The sequence below is a fragment of the Phaeobacter sp. genome (genome assembly GCF_022825805.1).
Classification (GTDB): Bacteria; Pseudomonadota; Alphaproteobacteria; order Rhodobacterales; family Rhodobacteraceae; genus Phaeobacter.
In genome coordinates this window covers 22,428-38,514 of the sequence record NZ_JAJDWC010000079.1, presented here as the reverse complement: position 1 = coordinate 38,514, position 16,087 = coordinate 22,428, and the positions used below count along the sequence as shown (strand labels likewise).

The 16,087-nt window shown below is 60.3% G+C and carries 13 protein-coding genes; 10 read left to right on the top strand and 3 right to left on the bottom strand.

Features of this window, described 5'->3' with window-relative positions:
• Window positions 1-68 precede the first annotated feature (68 nt).
• The 4 genes from Q0C28_RS08555 (at window position 69) to Q0C28_RS08540 (ending at window position 5,424) form a co-directional block, all read left to right on the top strand.
• Window positions 69-1,277: a BCCT family transporter gene (locus Q0C28_RS08555; RefSeq protein ID WP_293574808.1), complete on the top strand. Its 1,209-nt coding sequence runs from the start codon at window positions 69-71 to the stop codon at window positions 1,275-1,277.
• 498 nt (window positions 1,278-1,775) lie between these two features.
• On the top strand, window positions 1,776-3,233 hold the full coding sequence (betB, locus tag Q0C28_RS08550; RefSeq protein WP_293574807.1) for a betaine-aldehyde dehydrogenase: 1,458 nt from the start codon (window positions 1,776-1,778) through the stop codon (window positions 3,231-3,233).
• A gap of 80 nt (window positions 3,234-3,313) precedes the next feature.
• Window positions 3,314-4,969 carry a choline dehydrogenase gene (gene betA, locus Q0C28_RS08545; RefSeq protein WP_293574805.1) on the top strand — a complete coding sequence of 552 codons (1,656 nt, stop codon included), beginning with the start codon at window positions 3,314-3,316 and terminating at the stop codon, window positions 4,967-4,969.
• Between the two features lie 215 nt (window positions 4,970-5,184).
• Window positions 5,185-5,424, top strand: coding sequence for a YdcH family protein (locus Q0C28_RS08540; RefSeq protein ID WP_293574803.1), 240 nt, complete (start codon window positions 5,185-5,187; stop codon window positions 5,422-5,424).
• Between the two features lie 8 nt (window positions 5,425-5,432).
• Here Q0C28_RS08540 and Q0C28_RS08535 read toward each other — a convergent pair whose 3' ends face one another.
• The 3 genes from Q0C28_RS08535 to Q0C28_RS08525 all read right to left on the bottom strand — a co-directional run bounded on the left by Q0C28_RS08535 (window position 5,433) and on the right by Q0C28_RS08525 (window position 9,631).
• A complete protein-coding gene (locus Q0C28_RS08535; protein ID WP_293574801.1) occupies window positions 5,433-6,821 on the bottom strand; it encodes a short-chain fatty acyl-CoA regulator family protein in 1,389 nt (462 codons plus the stop codon).
• A gap of 154 nt (window positions 6,822-6,975) precedes the next feature.
• Window positions 6,976-8,187, bottom strand: coding sequence for a multidrug effflux MFS transporter (locus Q0C28_RS08530; protein ID WP_293574799.1), 1,212 nt, complete (start codon window positions 8,185-8,187; stop codon window positions 6,976-6,978).
• Window positions 8,188-8,233: 46 nt separating this feature from the next.
• Window positions 8,234-9,631 carry a M10 family metallopeptidase gene (locus tag Q0C28_RS08525; protein WP_293574797.1) on the bottom strand — a complete coding sequence of 466 codons (1,398 nt, stop codon included), beginning with the start codon at window positions 9,629-9,631 and terminating at the stop codon, window positions 8,234-8,236.
• Window positions 9,632-9,848: 217 nt separating this feature from the next.
• Between Q0C28_RS08525 and Q0C28_RS08520 the strand changes: the two genes are divergently transcribed.
• The 6 genes from Q0C28_RS08520 (at window position 9,849) to Q0C28_RS08495 (ending at window position 16,085) form a co-directional block, all read left to right on the top strand.
• Window positions 9,849-11,381 carry an acyl-CoA carboxylase subunit beta gene (locus Q0C28_RS08520; RefSeq protein ID WP_293574795.1) on the top strand — a complete coding sequence of 511 codons (1,533 nt, stop codon included), beginning with the start codon at window positions 9,849-9,851 and terminating at the stop codon, window positions 11,379-11,381.
• 275 nt (window positions 11,382-11,656) lie between these two features.
• Window positions 11,657-12,238, top strand: coding sequence for a DUF6497 family protein (locus Q0C28_RS08515; protein ID WP_293574793.1), 582 nt, complete (start codon window positions 11,657-11,659; stop codon window positions 12,236-12,238).
• 292 nt (window positions 12,239-12,530) lie between these two features.
• A complete protein-coding gene (locus Q0C28_RS08510; RefSeq protein WP_293574791.1) occupies window positions 12,531-12,671 on the top strand; it encodes a hypothetical protein in 141 nt (46 codons plus the stop codon).
• Between the two features lie 69 nt (window positions 12,672-12,740).
• Window positions 12,741-13,097 carry a hypothetical protein gene (locus Q0C28_RS08505; RefSeq protein WP_293574789.1) on the top strand — a complete coding sequence of 119 codons (357 nt, stop codon included), beginning with the start codon at window positions 12,741-12,743 and terminating at the stop codon, window positions 13,095-13,097.
• 516 nt (window positions 13,098-13,613) lie between these two features.
• Window positions 13,614-13,817, top strand: coding sequence for a hypothetical protein (locus tag Q0C28_RS08500; protein ID WP_293574787.1), 204 nt, complete (start codon window positions 13,614-13,616; stop codon window positions 13,815-13,817).
• Between the two features lie 222 nt (window positions 13,818-14,039).
• Window positions 14,040-16,085 carry an acetyl/propionyl/methylcrotonyl-CoA carboxylase subunit alpha gene (locus Q0C28_RS08495; protein WP_293574785.1) on the top strand — a complete coding sequence of 682 codons (2,046 nt, stop codon included), beginning with the start codon at window positions 14,040-14,042 and terminating at the stop codon, window positions 16,083-16,085.
• Window positions 16,086-16,087: the final 2 nt, after the last annotated feature.

Genomic DNA, 16,087 nt, shown 5'->3' with positions numbered 1-16,087 from the left:
TTACCCCTGCCGCGAAGCATAAGGACGATGCCCAGACGACGGCAATTGTCCGACAAAGGAAGACAAGAATGACGACAATTGTATCTGCAGGGGTGTTTCTGGCGTTTGCGCTGGTTCTGTTCTGCGTCATCAAATGGTGGAACCTGCGCATCGTCGGGGTCACCCCCGTGCCGCTGTTCACCTTCATCGCCATCCTGTTCACCTCCGGTCTGGATGTGGGTCTGGTGATGTTCCCGCTGGCGTTTGATTTCCCACTCTATGCCGACACCGCAGCCGAGCCCGCCTATGCCTTCACCAATCCGCTGGCGTTGGAGTTTGGCTTCTGGGGCTTTCTGATCTGGGCGTTCTACTTCCTGACCACCTTTTATTTCTGCGCCATTGAACCGCGGGTGAAGTTCTTCGAAATTCCGCTGGTCCGCTTTATCAACAACATGGTGATCATCACCACTTGCGCCTTCACCGGTGCGCTCTTCCTGATCTACATGCCCTATTACATTGCTGAGGTCGGCGACGGGGAAACCGTGATCCCGGCCTTCTATGTGATCTGTTTCCTGGTTATTCTGGCGGCGACCTATTCCTCCACCGACATCAAATATGTGCGCATCCTGTCGCTCAGCTCGACCTTCATCTTTATCGCGCTGATCCTGGGGATGTGGGCCTATGCGGGCATGGGGTTCGGAGAGTTCCTGGCAGTGTCCTCCAACATCGGCGGCTATTTTGCGAACCTGCATAAATTCGTTGTGCCGCTGACCGACTACCACGAATTCTACCTGTTCTGGTGGTTTGCCTGGTCCATCATGATCGGCCAGTTCACCGCGCGCTTTGTGGGTGGGCTGAAAACCTGGCAGCTGCTGGCCGCGCTGTTGGTGTTGCCGTCGATCCCGCTCGCGGTGTGGTTCTCGGTGCTGTATTTCTACCACCTGAACGCCATCCCCACAGCTGGTCTGATCAATTGGTCGATGACCATCGTGGGCATCCTGTTCGTGATCAACTCGTTTGACTCGCTGATCCGCCTGTACACCGACAATCTCAATCTGTCGCCAGACCGGCTGGGCAAATTGCCCTATGTGATCGGCAACGCGGTGGCGCTGTTTGCTCTGACCCTCGCGTTTCAGACGCAATGGCTGCAGATCCACTGGGTTGGCACCGTGGTGATCGGGCTCTACGTGGCCTGCTTTATCTACATCGTTCTGCGCAAGCGGAACGCGGTCTTGGCGATCAACACCTCGCCTGAGGCCAACACATTGGATTTCAACCGCATCAAGGCGGTGCATTGATCCAGCCTCTCAGGCCCCAAAACCCCGGGGGCCTGAGGCGACTGCAAGACACGCGCGCCACACATAACGGCACGCAAACCACCCGCAGGGCCGGACCGCCGGGCCTGCGCACCGAGACAGCGGATCAATCCGCAGACGACCCCGCACAGCAACCGGCACTGGACAGCAATCCGCCGACGACCCAGTGCCCACCGAAGGAGAGAGCGCCCATGAAAGACAGCCATGCGTCATTAGCGGCAGGAATGTCGCGATCCAGCGCGCGCCTCCCCATCCGATTACGCCTGAGTGGACCCGGTGTGTGAACCGGGTGTGTTGATCGGCTGAGTGAGCCAAACCAGACGTCGCGTTGCGGCCACCGGTCCAAACTTCCCGGCCCAACCTTCCTGGCCACGACCCGCGCCCATGCGCAAACACCGACACTGAAACAGATACCGACACGAACACTCCGGCGCTTTTGACCTCGCCATATCCCTGCACTTAATTGGACAGACCGACATCATGACCCATCCAGCACAGCCAACCGCAAGCCACTTCATCAACGGTGCCTACGTTGAAGACACAAGCGGCACTCCCATCCCTGTGATCTACGCCGCCACTGGCGAGCAGATCGCCACCGTCTATGCCGCGACCCCTGCGATCGTCGATCAGGCACTGGCCTCGGCCAAGGCCGCGCAAAAAGCCTGGGCCAAGATGACCGGAACCGAACGTGGCCGCATCCTGCGCCGCGCCGCCGACATCATGCGCGAACGCAACCACGAGCTTTCGGTGCTGGAAACCTACGACACCGGCAAACCGCTGCAGGAAACGCTGATCGCGGACGCCACATCCGGCGCAGACTCGCTGGAATACTTCGGCGGTCTGGCGGCCAGCCTGACGGGCGAACATATCCCGATGGGCGAAGACTGGGTCTACACCGTGCGCGAGGCGCTTGGCGTCTGCGTCGGCATCGGGGCCTGGAACTACCCGACACAGATCGCCTGCTGGAAAGGCGCGCCCGCCCTGGCTTGTGGCAACTCCATGGTGTTCAAACCGTCGGAAACCACACCTCTGTGTGCGCTGAAAGTGGCCGAAATCCTGCATGAGGCAGGCCTTCCCGCGGGGCTTTACAATGTCATTCAGGGCATGGGCGAAGTGGGCAGCGCGCTGGTCACCGACCCCCGCGTCGACAAAGTCTCGCTGACCGGATCGGTTCCCACCGGCAAGAAAGTCTATGCTGCCGCCGCCGAGGGTATGAAACACGTCACAATGGAATTGGGTGGCAAGTCGCCTCTGATCATTTTTGACGATGCCGATATCGACAACGCTGTTGGCGGTGCCATCAACGGCAACTTCTACTCCTCCGGTCAGGTGTGTTCGAACGGCACCCGTGTGTTCGTGCAAAAAGGCATCAAGGAAAAATTCCTCGCCCGTCTGGCTGAACGCACTGGCAACGCCATCCTTGGCGATCCGCAGGACGAAGCTACCAGCTTTGGGCCCATGGTCAGCGAAAACCAGATGAACATCGTTCTGGGCTACATCGAGAAGGGCAAAGACGAAGGTGCCCGCCTGATCTGCGGTGGCAAACGCGCCGAGATGGATGGCTTCTTTGTGGAGCCCACGGTGTTTGCCGATGTCACCGACGACATGACCATCGCCCGCGAAGAGATCTTTGGCCCGGTGATGTCGGTGCTTGATTTCGACACCGAAGAAGAAGTGATCGCCCGCGCCAATGACACCGAATTCGGCCTGTCCGCTGGTGTCTTCACCAGCGATTTCAGCCGGGCGCACCGTGTGATCGACCAGTTGGAGGCAGGCAGCTGCTTCATCAACTCCTACAATGACGCCTCGGTCGAAGCCCCCTTCGGCGGCGTGAAAGCCTCGGGCGTTGGTCGGGAAAACTCCAAGGAAGCGATCAAACACTTCAGCCAGGTCAAATCGGTCTACGTCCGTATGGGCGGCGTCGAAGCCGCTTTCTGATCGCGCGTGTGATTTCAATCTGAACATGGGGCGGCCCGCTTGCGACCCAGGGCCGCCCGCAATGACTATCGAGAGACGCAATGAACGCAGATTACGTGATTGTTGGTGCTGGCTCGGCCGGCTGTGCCATCGCTTATCGCCTGTCAGAGGCAGGCCATAAGGTGCTGGTGATTGAACATGGCGGCAGCGACGCAGGCCCGTTTATCCAGATGCCGGGTGCGCTCAGCTATCCGATGAACATGCCGCTCTATGACTGGGGCTACAAATCTCAGCCGGAACCACATCTCGGCGGGCGCGAGCTGGTCACACCGCGCGGCAAGGTCATTGGCGGCTCGTCCTCGATCAACGGCATGGTCTATGTGCGCGGCCACGCCGGGGACTACAACCATTGGTCTGAAAGCGGCGCGACCGGCTGGTCCTATGCCGATGTGCTGCCGTATTTCAAACGGATGGAAACCTGGAACGACCGGGGCCATGGTGGTGACCCGGATTGGCGCGGCAAAGACGGCCCGCTGCATGTGACCCGCGGTCCACGCGACAACCCGCTGCACGATGCCTTTGTTTCCGCGGGCGAACAGGCGGGCTATCCGGTGACAGCGGACTACAACGGCGAGCAGCAAGAGGGCTTTGGCCCGATGGAGATGACCGTCTACAAAGGTCAGCGCTGGTCTGCCGCAAACGCCTATCTGAAGCCTGCGTTGAAACGCGACAACTGCGATCTGATCCGCGCATTGGCCCGCCGGGTGGTGATCGAAGACGGGCGCGCCGTGGGTGTTGAAATCGAACGCGGCGGCAAGATCGAAGTGATCCGCGCCAACCGCGAGGTGATCCTGTCGGCGTCCTCCATCAACTCGCCCAAACTTCTGATGTTGTCTGGCATCGGTCCGGCGGAGCATCTGGCCGAACACGGCATTGAGGTCATCGCAGACCGCCCCGGCGTGGGCCAGAACCTGCAGGATCACTTGGAATTCTACTTCCAGTTCGCCTCCAAACTGCCGATCACCCTGTTCAAATACTGGAACCTGTTCGGCAAGGCTTGGGTTGGGGCGCAATGGCTGTTCTCCAAAACCGGCCTGGGTGCCTCCAACCAGTTCGAGAGCGCGGCCTTCATCCGCTCCGACAAAGGCGTGGACTATCCGGACATTCAATATCACTTCCTGCCCATTGCGGTGCGCTACGACGGTCAGGCCGCAGCCGAAGGCCACGGTTTTCAGGCCCATGTCGGCCCGATGCGCTCGGATTCGCGCGGCGAGATCACGCTGGCCTCCAGCGATCCCAAGGACGCGCCGAAGATCCTGTTCAACTACATGTCGACGGAAAAGGACTGGGAAGATTTCCGCAAATGCATCCGCCTGACCCGCGAGATTTTTGCTCAGGACGCGATGAAACCGTTTGTGAAACACGAAATCCAACCCGGTGACGCGCTGCAAAGCGATGAGGAGCTGAACGGTTTCATCCGCGAGCACGTCGAAAGCGCCTATCACCCCTGCGGCACCTGTAAAATGGGTGCAGCGGACGATCCGATGGCGGTGGTCGATCCCGAATGCCGTGTGATTGGCGTGGATGGCCTGCGTGTGGCAGACAGCTCGATCTTCCCGCGCATCACCAATGGCAATCTCAACGGTCCCTCGATCATGACAGGTGAAAAAGCCTCCGATCACATTCTGGGTCGCCGTTTGCCCGCCTCCAATGCGCAGGCCTGGTTCAATCCGAACTGGCAGACCGCACAGCGTTGAAACCGCGCGGATCCACCACAAAACCAATCAGGGGCCCGCATCGTTTTGGCGCGGGCCTCTATTGTTGCGGTCAGTTTGGGTGGCGAACATGAGCCGTCACAAGACACCGCAAATGGATCCCAAAATGCCCCAGCCGTCTCCGGTTTGATCCGGGTCAAAGTGCGGGCGATTACAATGCGCTAGATCTGGGCCAACGCAGATAGAAGGAGCGCATTATGTCCAACACCCCACATGAGCTGGCCGCCGAATTTCCCGAAAAACGCGAGCAAATTCAGGCGCTGAAACAATCCGACGCCCATTTCGCCAAACTCGCCGACAGCTATCACGATGTGAACCGCGCGGTGCATCGCGCCGAAACCAATGTGGAGCCGGTTGGCGATCAGGCCGAAACCGATTTGCGCAAGCAACGTGCCGCGCTGAAAGATGAAATCTGGGCGATGCTGTCCAAAGCCTGATTGCAGGCTCAGTTCACCTCATAGGGCAGGACGCCGCGTTGATCTGTGTTGATGGTCAAGCGGCGTTCTAGCGGCGGCACCGAGCGCTGGTGGCACTCGGCCCGTTCGCAGATCCGGCAGGAAATCCCGATCGGCTCATAGGCGCTGTCATTGCTCACATCCAGCCCGTCCGCGTAGACCAGAGCATCGGCGTGGCGCACCTCGCAGCCAAGCGCAATGGCGTAGCGCCGCACCGGCGCACCATAGGAGCCGCCCGATTTGGACACATCCCGCGCCAGCGAAATGTAACGCACCCCATCGGGGGTTTCAGCCAATTGCCGCAGAAACCGCCCCGGCGTTTCAAACGCGCGATGCACATTCCACAGCGGGCAGGCCCCGCCAAAGCGGGCAAATTGCAGCCGCGTTGCGGAATGGCGTTTGGTGATCGTGCCGGCCTGATCGACCCGCACAAAGAAGAAGGGCACGCCTTTGGCGCCGGGCCGTTGCAGCGTCGACAGACGATGGGCCACCTGTTCGATGGACGCGCCAAACCGGTTGGACAACCGCTCCAGATCGTGCCGGTAGCTCTGCGCCGCCTCCAGAAACCTGTTGTAGGGCATCATGGCCGCGCCTGCGAAGTAATTGGCCAGACCAATTTTCGCGATGGACCGGGCGGCATCGCTTTGGAACCGGGCGAAATCCAGCGTTGCTTCCAGCAGGTCATTCTGCCGCAGCAGTGCCACCTGCAACAACAGTTGAAACAGCTGTGTCTGCGGCGAGGCCCGTGCCGACAGATGCAGGATCTTGTGGCTGCTGTCATAGCGGCGCAGCCCGTCGATATCGCTCCAGACCACTTTGATATCCGCATGTTCCAGTGCCGCAATCGCTGCGCTGCGGGTGTCCAGCTTGCCTGCAAAATGCTCCGCCGCGCGATCCACCGCATCGATGTAGTTGTCGCAATAATGGAAGAAATCGCGCACTTCCTCCCAAGGCGACGCCTGCAGCCGCGCGTCCTCCCGCCCGAGGGCCTCATCCAGCGATGCCAGCCGCTCGTGGGTCTGCCGATAGGCCCGGTGTAGCGATAAAAACGCCCGCGCCAGCGCCGGGGCGTTGGAGGCCGTCAGCCGCAGATCCGCGATCGGTGGGATGTCCTCGGCGAAAACCGGATCGGCCATCACCTCTCGCATGTCGCTGACCAGCCGTTCGCTGTCTCCGGTCGACAGTTCGGTGACATCCAGGCCGAACTCCTGCGCCAGCGCCAGCACCACCGTGGTCGACAGCGGTCGGTTGTTGTTTTCCATCTGGTTCAGATAGGGCAGGGACACGCCCAATTTGGCTGCAAATTCCTTTTGCGTCAGCGACAGCCGCAACCTCATTTCCCGCAGTTTTGCACCGGCGTAGAGTTTTTGTTGCGCCACGGCAGGCTCCTTTGCAAATTGGTTACCGCCAAACTGTAGAATTGCAAAGTTCTGGACGCAAGCGCGCAGGCCATCTCTGCTGACTTCGCTCCTTGTGGTTCACCAGTAGTGGTTCAGCCGGTGGCCCAGCGATCCCCAGCTACGTCCTGTGCGTTCAGAGATTCAGCCTGCGCTCCCGCCGGATCACCACCAGGATGGAAACCCCGCCCAGAACGGCAGTGGCAGTCATGATCTGCAGCAGGGGCGTCGCGGTCGATCCGGGCACCAGAAGATAACCGGCAAAGGCGCTCAGGCCCGCGCCCACGCCAATCATGATCGCGCCCGCGAGGCCGGATGCCGTGCCTGCCAGATGTGGCCGGACGGAAATGGCCCCGGCGGTGGCATTGGGAATGGCCATCCCGTTGCCGATGCCCACCAGCGTCATAAAGCCAAAGAAGGAGTAGACCGAATCCATCCCCGCCAGCGCCAAAGCCAGCGACAGGCTGACACCGGAGGTGTTGATGATGGTGCCGCGCAGAACCATCTGGTTCACACCGACCCGGACCGAAAACCGCCCAGAGATGAAATTGCCAACAAAATATCCCACCGCAGGGGAGGAGAAATAGAGCCCCAGCTCCGCCGGACCCAAGCCATAGATCTGCGTGCCGACAAATGGCGCGCCGCCGAGATAGGCAAAAAACGCCCCCGACGACAGGCCAGAGGCCAGTGAATAGCCCCAAAACCGCGGTGAGCGCAGCAGTTTGGGATATTCGCGGAACTGCCCGATCAGCGTCTTGCCGCTCTTCTGCGCGGTTTCACCGAGGTCATAGAACGCGATCAGATAGGTCAGCGCGCCAAGCGCGATCAGTAGCCAGAAATTGGCCTGCCAGCCCACCGCCTCCTCCAGCACCCCGCCGATCACCGGGCTGATCATCGGCACAACGGCCATGCCCATGGTGACATAGGCGATCATGCTGGCCGCTTCCGGTCCTTCGCAGATGTCGCGCACCGCTGCCCGGCTCAACACCATGGTGGCCGCGACAATCGCCTGGCAGAGGCGGCAGAACAGGAAAACCTCTGCGGTTGGGGCATAAAGACAGCCCAGTGTGGCCAGCAGAAATAGGATCATGCTCCACAAGATCACGGGGCGGCGGCCAAATTTGTCCGACACCGGCCCGATGAAGATCTGCACCACGGCGCTCATCGCAAGGTAGAGCGCAACGGACAGCTGCATCAGGCTGTAATCTGCATCAAAATAGAGCGCCATCCCCGGCAGCGAGGGCAGGAAGATATTCATCGCCAGGGCGGACAGCCCCGACAGCAGGATCAACGTGCCAAGCGTGGGATGGGAGGTGCGGTTGAGAAACCGCCGCGGAATAGTTCGCATGTGAAGGATCTAGGTCACGCCGCGGCGATTGTCCACTGTTCTAGGGTCAGACCAGCAAATCGTCGCTGATCTCCAAAATGGTCGTATTGCGCACTGTGACACTGTGGTTGCCATCAAGGTCGAACAGCACGTCACCGTCCACTTCCTGCGCCAATGCCAGCAACTCGGCGACGCTGCCGTGGCCGGTGATGCGGATGCTGTCGATGTCATCCTGGAAATCGCGGATCACGTCGTTGCCGCCATTGTTGACATAGATGAATTCATCGGCCCCGGCATTGCCGCTCAACCGGTCGTTGCCAAGCATGCCGTTCAGCTTGTCATTTCCGGCGCCGCCAATCAGCAGATCCCAGCCTTTGTTGCCGCTCAACACATCATTGCCTTCACCGCCGCGCAGCGTGTCGCGGCCATTGCCGCCCAAGAGCGTGTCTGCCCCCTTGTTGCCATAGAGCGTATCGGTGCCATTGCCCCCCAGCAGCCGGTCGCGGCCCGCCGCACCTGACAGATCGTCGCTGCCTGCCTGGCCATACACCGTGTCGGCACCATTGCCCGCGTTGACCGTATCCGCGCCGCTGCCGGCCATCAGCATATTGCCCACGCCGTTGCCATAGATCAGGTCCGCACCGCCGCTGCCGATGGCATCTTCGATGGTCACGCCATCGGCGATCACCACATCGCTGTTGGAATCAAAGCTGGAAAACTGCATCTCCCGCAGGTTCAGCGTCACCCCCGCGCTGCGGTCGCTCGCGTCGAGCGTGTCGCGCCCGCCGGTGTCCCAGATCACATCGACCGTGTCGTTGCGCGCGCCAGTGTAGATCGAATTGCCGGTGTTGTTGTCGACCGACCCCCAAATATCCTGCAGCGCGATCACATCAAAGAGCATCATGCCATCACTGTCCAACCCGTTCAGCGGGTTGGGGGTGTAGGACATCACCGAATAGAGGTTGTTTTCAAACTCCTCCGGCAGGGCAGGGTTGGCTTCGAACGGGTGTTGCAGCCCCATGGCGTGGCCCAGCTCGTGGAAGATCAGGCTTTCATAGATCGGGTCCGACATGTCGTAGCTGGCGTCAAAGACCGCAAACCCATCCCAGCTGGAAATCGTGTCGCCAAAGAAGCTGATGCTGTAGCCGCCAGTTCCGGCTGTATTGCCGGGCAGCGAGACCATGCCGAGGTTCAGATCCGGATCGCCAGAATTGGTCGTCTCGACGAATTCGACGTTCAAGAATGTCTCCACCTGGTCAAAGACCGTGCGAAAGGCGGCTTCTTCTGCGGCGGTGAAGCTGCGCCAGCCGCTGTAGCTGCTGTTGGTTGGCAAATCGGCCGGGGCGCTGTTGCCTGCAAACTGATAGGTGATTTCCAGCCGGTCATCGTCTGCGGTGTTCAGCGGGTTGCGGCTGTAAAAACTGTCAAACTGCAAAGCGCGCAGGATCTGGTCGGTGGGCAACATCGGCGTCATTCCATTTTGATTGTTCGCCCCCGGTGATACGAGCCCACCGGTTACCACATCAAGAACGCCTGCGTCCTGATCGCGAATTGCGCGGTTCTGCGCTGATTTGCAAATATTCAGATCCTCTACGCAAATGGTTTGCAAATTTGCCAATAAGTCCTTTGGCTTCATTTGCACTGCGGCTATGGTCGGCGGAAATTCATTAGGGGGCATGGCCATGAAAGACATCCTTTCCGAGCTGGAAGAGCGCCGCGACGCTGCGCGTTTGGGCGGCGGACAGAGACGCATCGACGCCCAGCACGGGCGTGGCAAACTGACCGCGCGGGAGCGGATCGAACTGCTGTTGGATGAGGACAGCTTCGAAGAGTTCGATATGTTCGTGGCCCACCGCTGCACCGATTTCGGCATGGAACAGCAGCGCCCTGCCGGGGATGGCGTGGTAACCGGTTGGGGCACCATCAACGGGCGCATGGTCTATGTCTTCAGCCAGGATTTCACCGTCTTTGGTGGCTCGCTGTCGGAAACCCATGCCCAGAAGATCTGCAAGATCATGGATATGGCGGTGCAGAACGGGGCGCCGGTCATCGGCATCAACGATTCCGGTGGCGCACGGATCCAGGAAGGTGTCGCCTCTCTCGCAGGCTACGCCGAGGTGTTCCAGCGCAACATCATGGCCTCTGGCGTGGTGCCGCAGATCTCCGTGATCATGGGCCCCTGTGCGGGTGGTGCGGTCTACTCGCCTGCGATGACCGACTTTATCTTCATGGTCAAAGACACCTCTTACATGTTTGTCACTGGCCCCGATGTGGTGAAAACTGTCACCAACGAGGTGGTCACCGCCGAGGAGCTGGGCGGTGCCTCCACCCATACCAAGAAGTCTTCGGTCGCCGATGGGGCCTTTGAAAACGATGTCGAGGCATTGGCCGAAGTGCGCCGCCTGGTCGATTTCCTGCCGCTCAACAACCGGGAAAAACCGCCTGTGCGGCCGTTCTTTGACGAGCCGGGACGGATCGAAACCTCGCTCGACACCTTGATCCCAGACAACCCCAACACCCCCTACGACATGAAGGAGCTGATCCTCAAAGTCGCGGATGAGGCGGATTTCTACGAAATTCAGGAAGATTTCGCCAAGAACATCATCACCGGGTTCATCCGTCTTGAGGGGCAGACCGTTGGTGTCGTGGCCAACCAGCCGATGGTTCTGGCCGGTTGTCTGGACATCGACAGCTCCCGCAAAGCGGCGCGGTTTGTGCGCTTCTGCGACTGTTTCGAAATCCCAATCCTGACGCTTGTGGATGTTCCGGGCTTCTTGCCGGGCACCAGCCAGGAATATGGCGGCGTGATCAAACATGGCGCGAAACTGCTCTTTGCCTATGGCGAGGCAACGGTGCCAAAGGTCACCGTGATCACCCGCAAGGCCTATGGCGGGGCCTATGACGTGATGGCGTCGAAACACCTGCGTGGCGATTTCAACTATGCTTGGCCGACCGCGGAAATCGCGGTGATGGGCGCCAAAGGCGCGACCGAGATCATTCACCGGGCCGATCTGGCCGAACCGGAGAAGATCGCAGCCCACACAAAGGATTACGAAGAGCGTTTCGCAAATCCCTTTGTCGCGGCGGAACGCGGCTTCATTGATGAGGTCATCATGCCGCAATCCACCCGCAAGCGCGTCAGCCGCGCCTTTGCCGCCCTGCGTAACAAGCAACTCAAGAACCCGTGGAAAAAACACGACAATATCCCACTGTAACAACACACCAATCACGGATTGGCAGGGATAGGGTCGCGCCGAAGGGTAAACGAAATATGTGCGTGGTCGCTGCCCCGGCCTTGATCTTGGGTCAGCCGCCCGCACAGCCCGGAAATCCGGCGGCTGAGATAACAAAAGGTTAAGCTTGTTCAGGCGCTTGCGGGCAATAGCTCACCTTCGGGGTCATTGTTCCCAAAATGCAAACAATTTGAGCGGTCACAGCTGCGGCTGCTCAAAATATCCTCACTATTTGACATGAAAGCCGAATCTGCTCCATGATCCGCGTCAGTTCGTTTCAGAAAGCGCGCACCACGTGTGCAGCGCCTGCAGCCCCGGCAGGAGGAGCCCATGCATTTTGGGGTCGGGGCTGCGGTAATGAACACCGCAGACCATCTGGCACCTTTGTTGCATTCGCCCTCGCGACGGCCCTGTCGGTCGCGCTGATCGGATCGCCATCGCGGGCCGCGTCCGACGGCGCAGCCAAAGGGTTCACCTTGCAGTCAGGCCTCTCCGTCTCGCTGCATGAGGTGTTGTTGGACGAGCGTGCGGGCGCTCAATGGGCGCGGTTCCGGTTCCTCGCGCCAGATATTGCGCAGGATCCAGATGCCGACCAGGATCCAGATACCGAAGAAGGCAGCGCCGCGGCGCTGTCCTATGAGGACATCACCGCCGATTTCGACCATCTTTGCGCCTCGCTGGTTCTGGCCTATCTGAAACAGCGCCAGCTGCAGCCGGCCAAAGTGATCCTCTCGCTCTCTGATCGCGTGGTGCCCTTCGGCAAGGCCGATCCAACCGCCACCCAATATTTCGAAAGCTACCGCCCCGAAGGCGACAGCTGCGTGTGGGAGGCGTTCTGATGTCACCGCACCCTCACACAGACCACCGCAACCAAAACCACGCAGGGATCTGCGCACCGGCTCGTCCCACTCAGCGTTCAAGCCACGCCAAGTCAGCAACGATCGCCCCCAACTGGCGCTTTTTTGCAGCGGCATCGGCGGAATTTCACGCTGCATCCGCTTTGCCATGTGCAATCGCCCCAGGCTTCGCTAGGGTTGCACCGGACCCTGGGACAGGGGTCTGCACATTGAGGATGAGCCCAGCGGCGGTGCGACCGTTCGCAGGTTTCGGAAAAACAAACAGGAGACAGAAATGTCCAAGAGCATTAAATTCATGGCCCTCGCGGGTCTTCTCGCTGCCGTCGCAGCCTGCGCCAGCCAGGAAGAAGAATACATCGTTGTCGACCCAGAGCCGATTTCGGTCGAGCCAACCCACACCGGCAAGTTCAAGTAATCACTTCAGGGGTCCGGCCCTGCGGCCGGATTCCACCGTTCCGCGGGGTGCCGGACAGGAGGCACCACCATGCTAAAGCACCGCGGATTTCCCGGCCGACTGCCGGGCACCGATTTCCAATTCACCATTCGCCGCCCCAATCCCAAAGGGGTGACACCCATCACGCAGCGTGAACGCTTCCGGGATCGCCGCCCGGCGGACCGTCGCGCTGATGCCGGTTTCATGCAGGCGCTGTGGGAGAACTTTGGCGACCAACCGTTTGAGCGCGGCAATCTCGATGCCGGGCGGCTCAGCTGGTTGTTTGGCCGCGAGGTCGTGGCCGCAGAAGATCCGTTTGATCCGGCAAGCTATGAGGCGTTTCTGGTGATCGACGTTGCCGTGGCGCAGTTGTCGTTTCCCGAAGCCTTCGACGGCGGGCGGCTGTAACATGACGGCTGCGCTGACATATCAGGCGGAGCGCGCACCAGCTGCCAAAGGGCAGGTGGCAGCGGCGATGTCTGATGTCAGCGCTTGGTCCAGTGCGGGTCCTCGGCCTCTGGCTGGTGCGACCGATACATCTGGCCGCATCGGCGTGTTTTTGCAGGTAGATGATCAATTTGCGCGAGTTCCCGCCCGATCTGATGGGTTTGCCCACCACAGGCTGGCCCCGCGTCAAACAGCGTGCATGCTGATGAAGACAGCACAGTGTGTCTTGCCTCTGGCTGTCTTGCATCTGGCCCAACCTCTTCGTCCAGTCGGGAAGGTCAATGGACAGGCCTGCCGCCCCAATCGCAGCCTGTCTGTGGTTTCCGCAGATGCAAAGGCGGAAGCTTGCCAATTGCCCCCCAGTCTTTGGCAGGCTCCCGCGCATAAATTGCCTCGAAACTCCGATGTATTGTCTTTGCTAAACCCAGCGTCAAAACCTGGCTCCAGCACGCAGACAAACAACAAAGGATCTCTTTCATGCAGGCAAAACCCATTCTTGCGGCGCTCGCCCTGTGTTCGACCCTCGTCGCTTGCGGCGACACCACTGGCGAACAGGTGGTCTATGGTGCCGGTGCCGGGGCGCTTGGTTCGGCGCTCTTGGACGGTAATCTCGTCACCGGCGCCGCAGTTGGCGCTGCGGCCAATGTCATCTTCTGTAAGGAAAACCCCAGCCGCTGCTAAGCGCGCAGGCCACGCTGCCAATCGCCCAGGCCAAGTTGCCAAGCAAACAGGCACGGCTGCAGATCTGACATCTCACACGACATTTCGCACGACCAGAACGGCTGCGCATCAGGGCTCTCCTGGCGCAGCCGTTTTTCGTGTGCCTCGTAACTTTGGGCCCGGGGCAGCAGCCGCCGCATCCGGCCCAAGATCATCCGACCCAGCCAAGACAAGGGACTTCCTATGTTTGACAAGATCCTGATCGCCAACCGGGGCGAGATCGCCTGCCGCGTCATCAAGACCGCCCGCAAGATGGGTATCAAAACCGTCGCGATTTATTCTGACGCGGACAAACAGTCCCTGCATGTGCAAATGGCGGATGAAGCGGTCCACATCGGCCCGCCACCAGCCAATCAGTCCTACATCGTCATCGACAAGGTGATGGAGGCGATCAAATCCTCGGGCGCGCAGGCCGTGCATCCGGGCTATGGCTTCCTGTCGGAAAACGCCAAATTCGCCGAGGCGCTGGAGGCCGCAGGCGTGGCCTTCGTCGGCCCGCCCAAGGGCGCAATCGAAGCGATGGGGGACAAGATCACCTCCAAGAAAATCGCCCAAGAGGCCGGTGTCAGCACCGTTCCCGGCTACATGGGCCTGATCGAAGACGCCGAAGAGGCGGTGAAAATCTCCAACGAGATCGGCTATCCGGTGATGATCAAAGCCTCCGCTGGTGGTGGTGGCAAGGGCATGCGCATCGCTTGGAACGACGACGAGGCCCGCGAAGGGTTTCAGTCCTCCAAAAACGAGGCGGCAAACTCCTTTGGCGATGACCGGATCTTCATCGAGAAATTCGTGACGCAACCGCGCCACATCGAAATTCAGGTGCTGTGTGACGCCCATGGCAATGGCATCTACCTGGGCGAGCGCGAATGCTCCATCCAGCGCCGCAACCAGAAGGTCGTCGAAGAAGCGCCAAGCCCCTTCCTGGACGAAGAAACCCGCCGCGCGATGGGCGAACAATCGGTCGCGCTGGCCAAGGCCGTTGGCTATGCCTCTGCGGGCACTGTGGAATTCATCGTCGACGGGGAGAAGAACTTCTACTTCCTTGAAATGAACACCCGCCTGCAGGTGGAACACCCCGTGACCGAGCTGATCACCGGTGTCGATCTGGTGGAACAGATGATCCGCGTCGCCAATGGCGAGCCGCTGAGCATCGCGCAAGAAGACGTGCAACTGAACGGCTGGGCCATCGAAAACCGTCTGTATGCCGAAGATCCCTATCGCAACTTCCTGCCCTCGATTGGGCGTCTCACCCGCTATCGCCCGCCGATGGAGGTGGCTGCTGGCCCGATGGTGGACAACAATGTCTGGCATGGCGACACCCCCACTGGCGACACGGCTGTGCGCAATGACACCGGCGTCTATGAAGGCGGCGAAATCTCCATGTATTACGACCCGATGATCGCCAAGCTGTGCACCTGGGGTCCGACCCGTGACAAGGCGATCGAGGCCATGCGCGTCGCGCTCGACAGTTTTGAGGTGGAAGGCATCGGTCACAACCTGCCATTTGTGGCTGCGGTGATGGATCATCCGAAATTCATCTCTGGTGAGATGACCACAGCCTTCATCGCCGAAGAATACCCCGATGGCTTCGAAGGCGTGGTGCTGCCAGACAGTGATCTGCGCCGGGTCGCGGCAGCCTGCGCGGCCATGCACCGGGTTGCTGAAATCCGCCGCACACGCGTGTCAGGCCGGATGGACAACCACGAACGCAAGGTCGGCACCGAATGGGTCGTCAGCCTGCAGGGGCAGGAGCACGCGGTTTCCATCGCGGCGGATCGCGACGGCTCGACCGTGTCCTTTGCCGATGGGGGCGCGCTGCGCGTGACCTCGGATTGGACGCCGGGTGATCAACTCGCCCATCTGGAGGTCGATGGCAGCCCGCTGGTTCTGAAGGTCGGCAAAATCTCCGGTGGGTTCCGCATCCGGTCACGCGGCGCGGATCTGAAGGTCCATGTGCGGACCCCGCGTCAGGCCGAACTGGCCAAGCTGATGCCGGAGAAACTGCCGCCAGATACCTCTAAGATGCTGCTGTGCCCGATGCCGGGTCTGGTGGTGAAGCTGGAGGTCGAGGTCGGCCAGGAGGTCCAGGAGGGGCAGGCGCTCTGCACCATCGAAGCCATGAAGATGGAGAACATCCTGCGCGCCGAGCGTAAAGGTGTGGTCAGTGCCATCAATGCGGCCGCCGGTGACAGCCTGGCCGTTGACGAAGTGATCATGGAATTCGAGTAAAC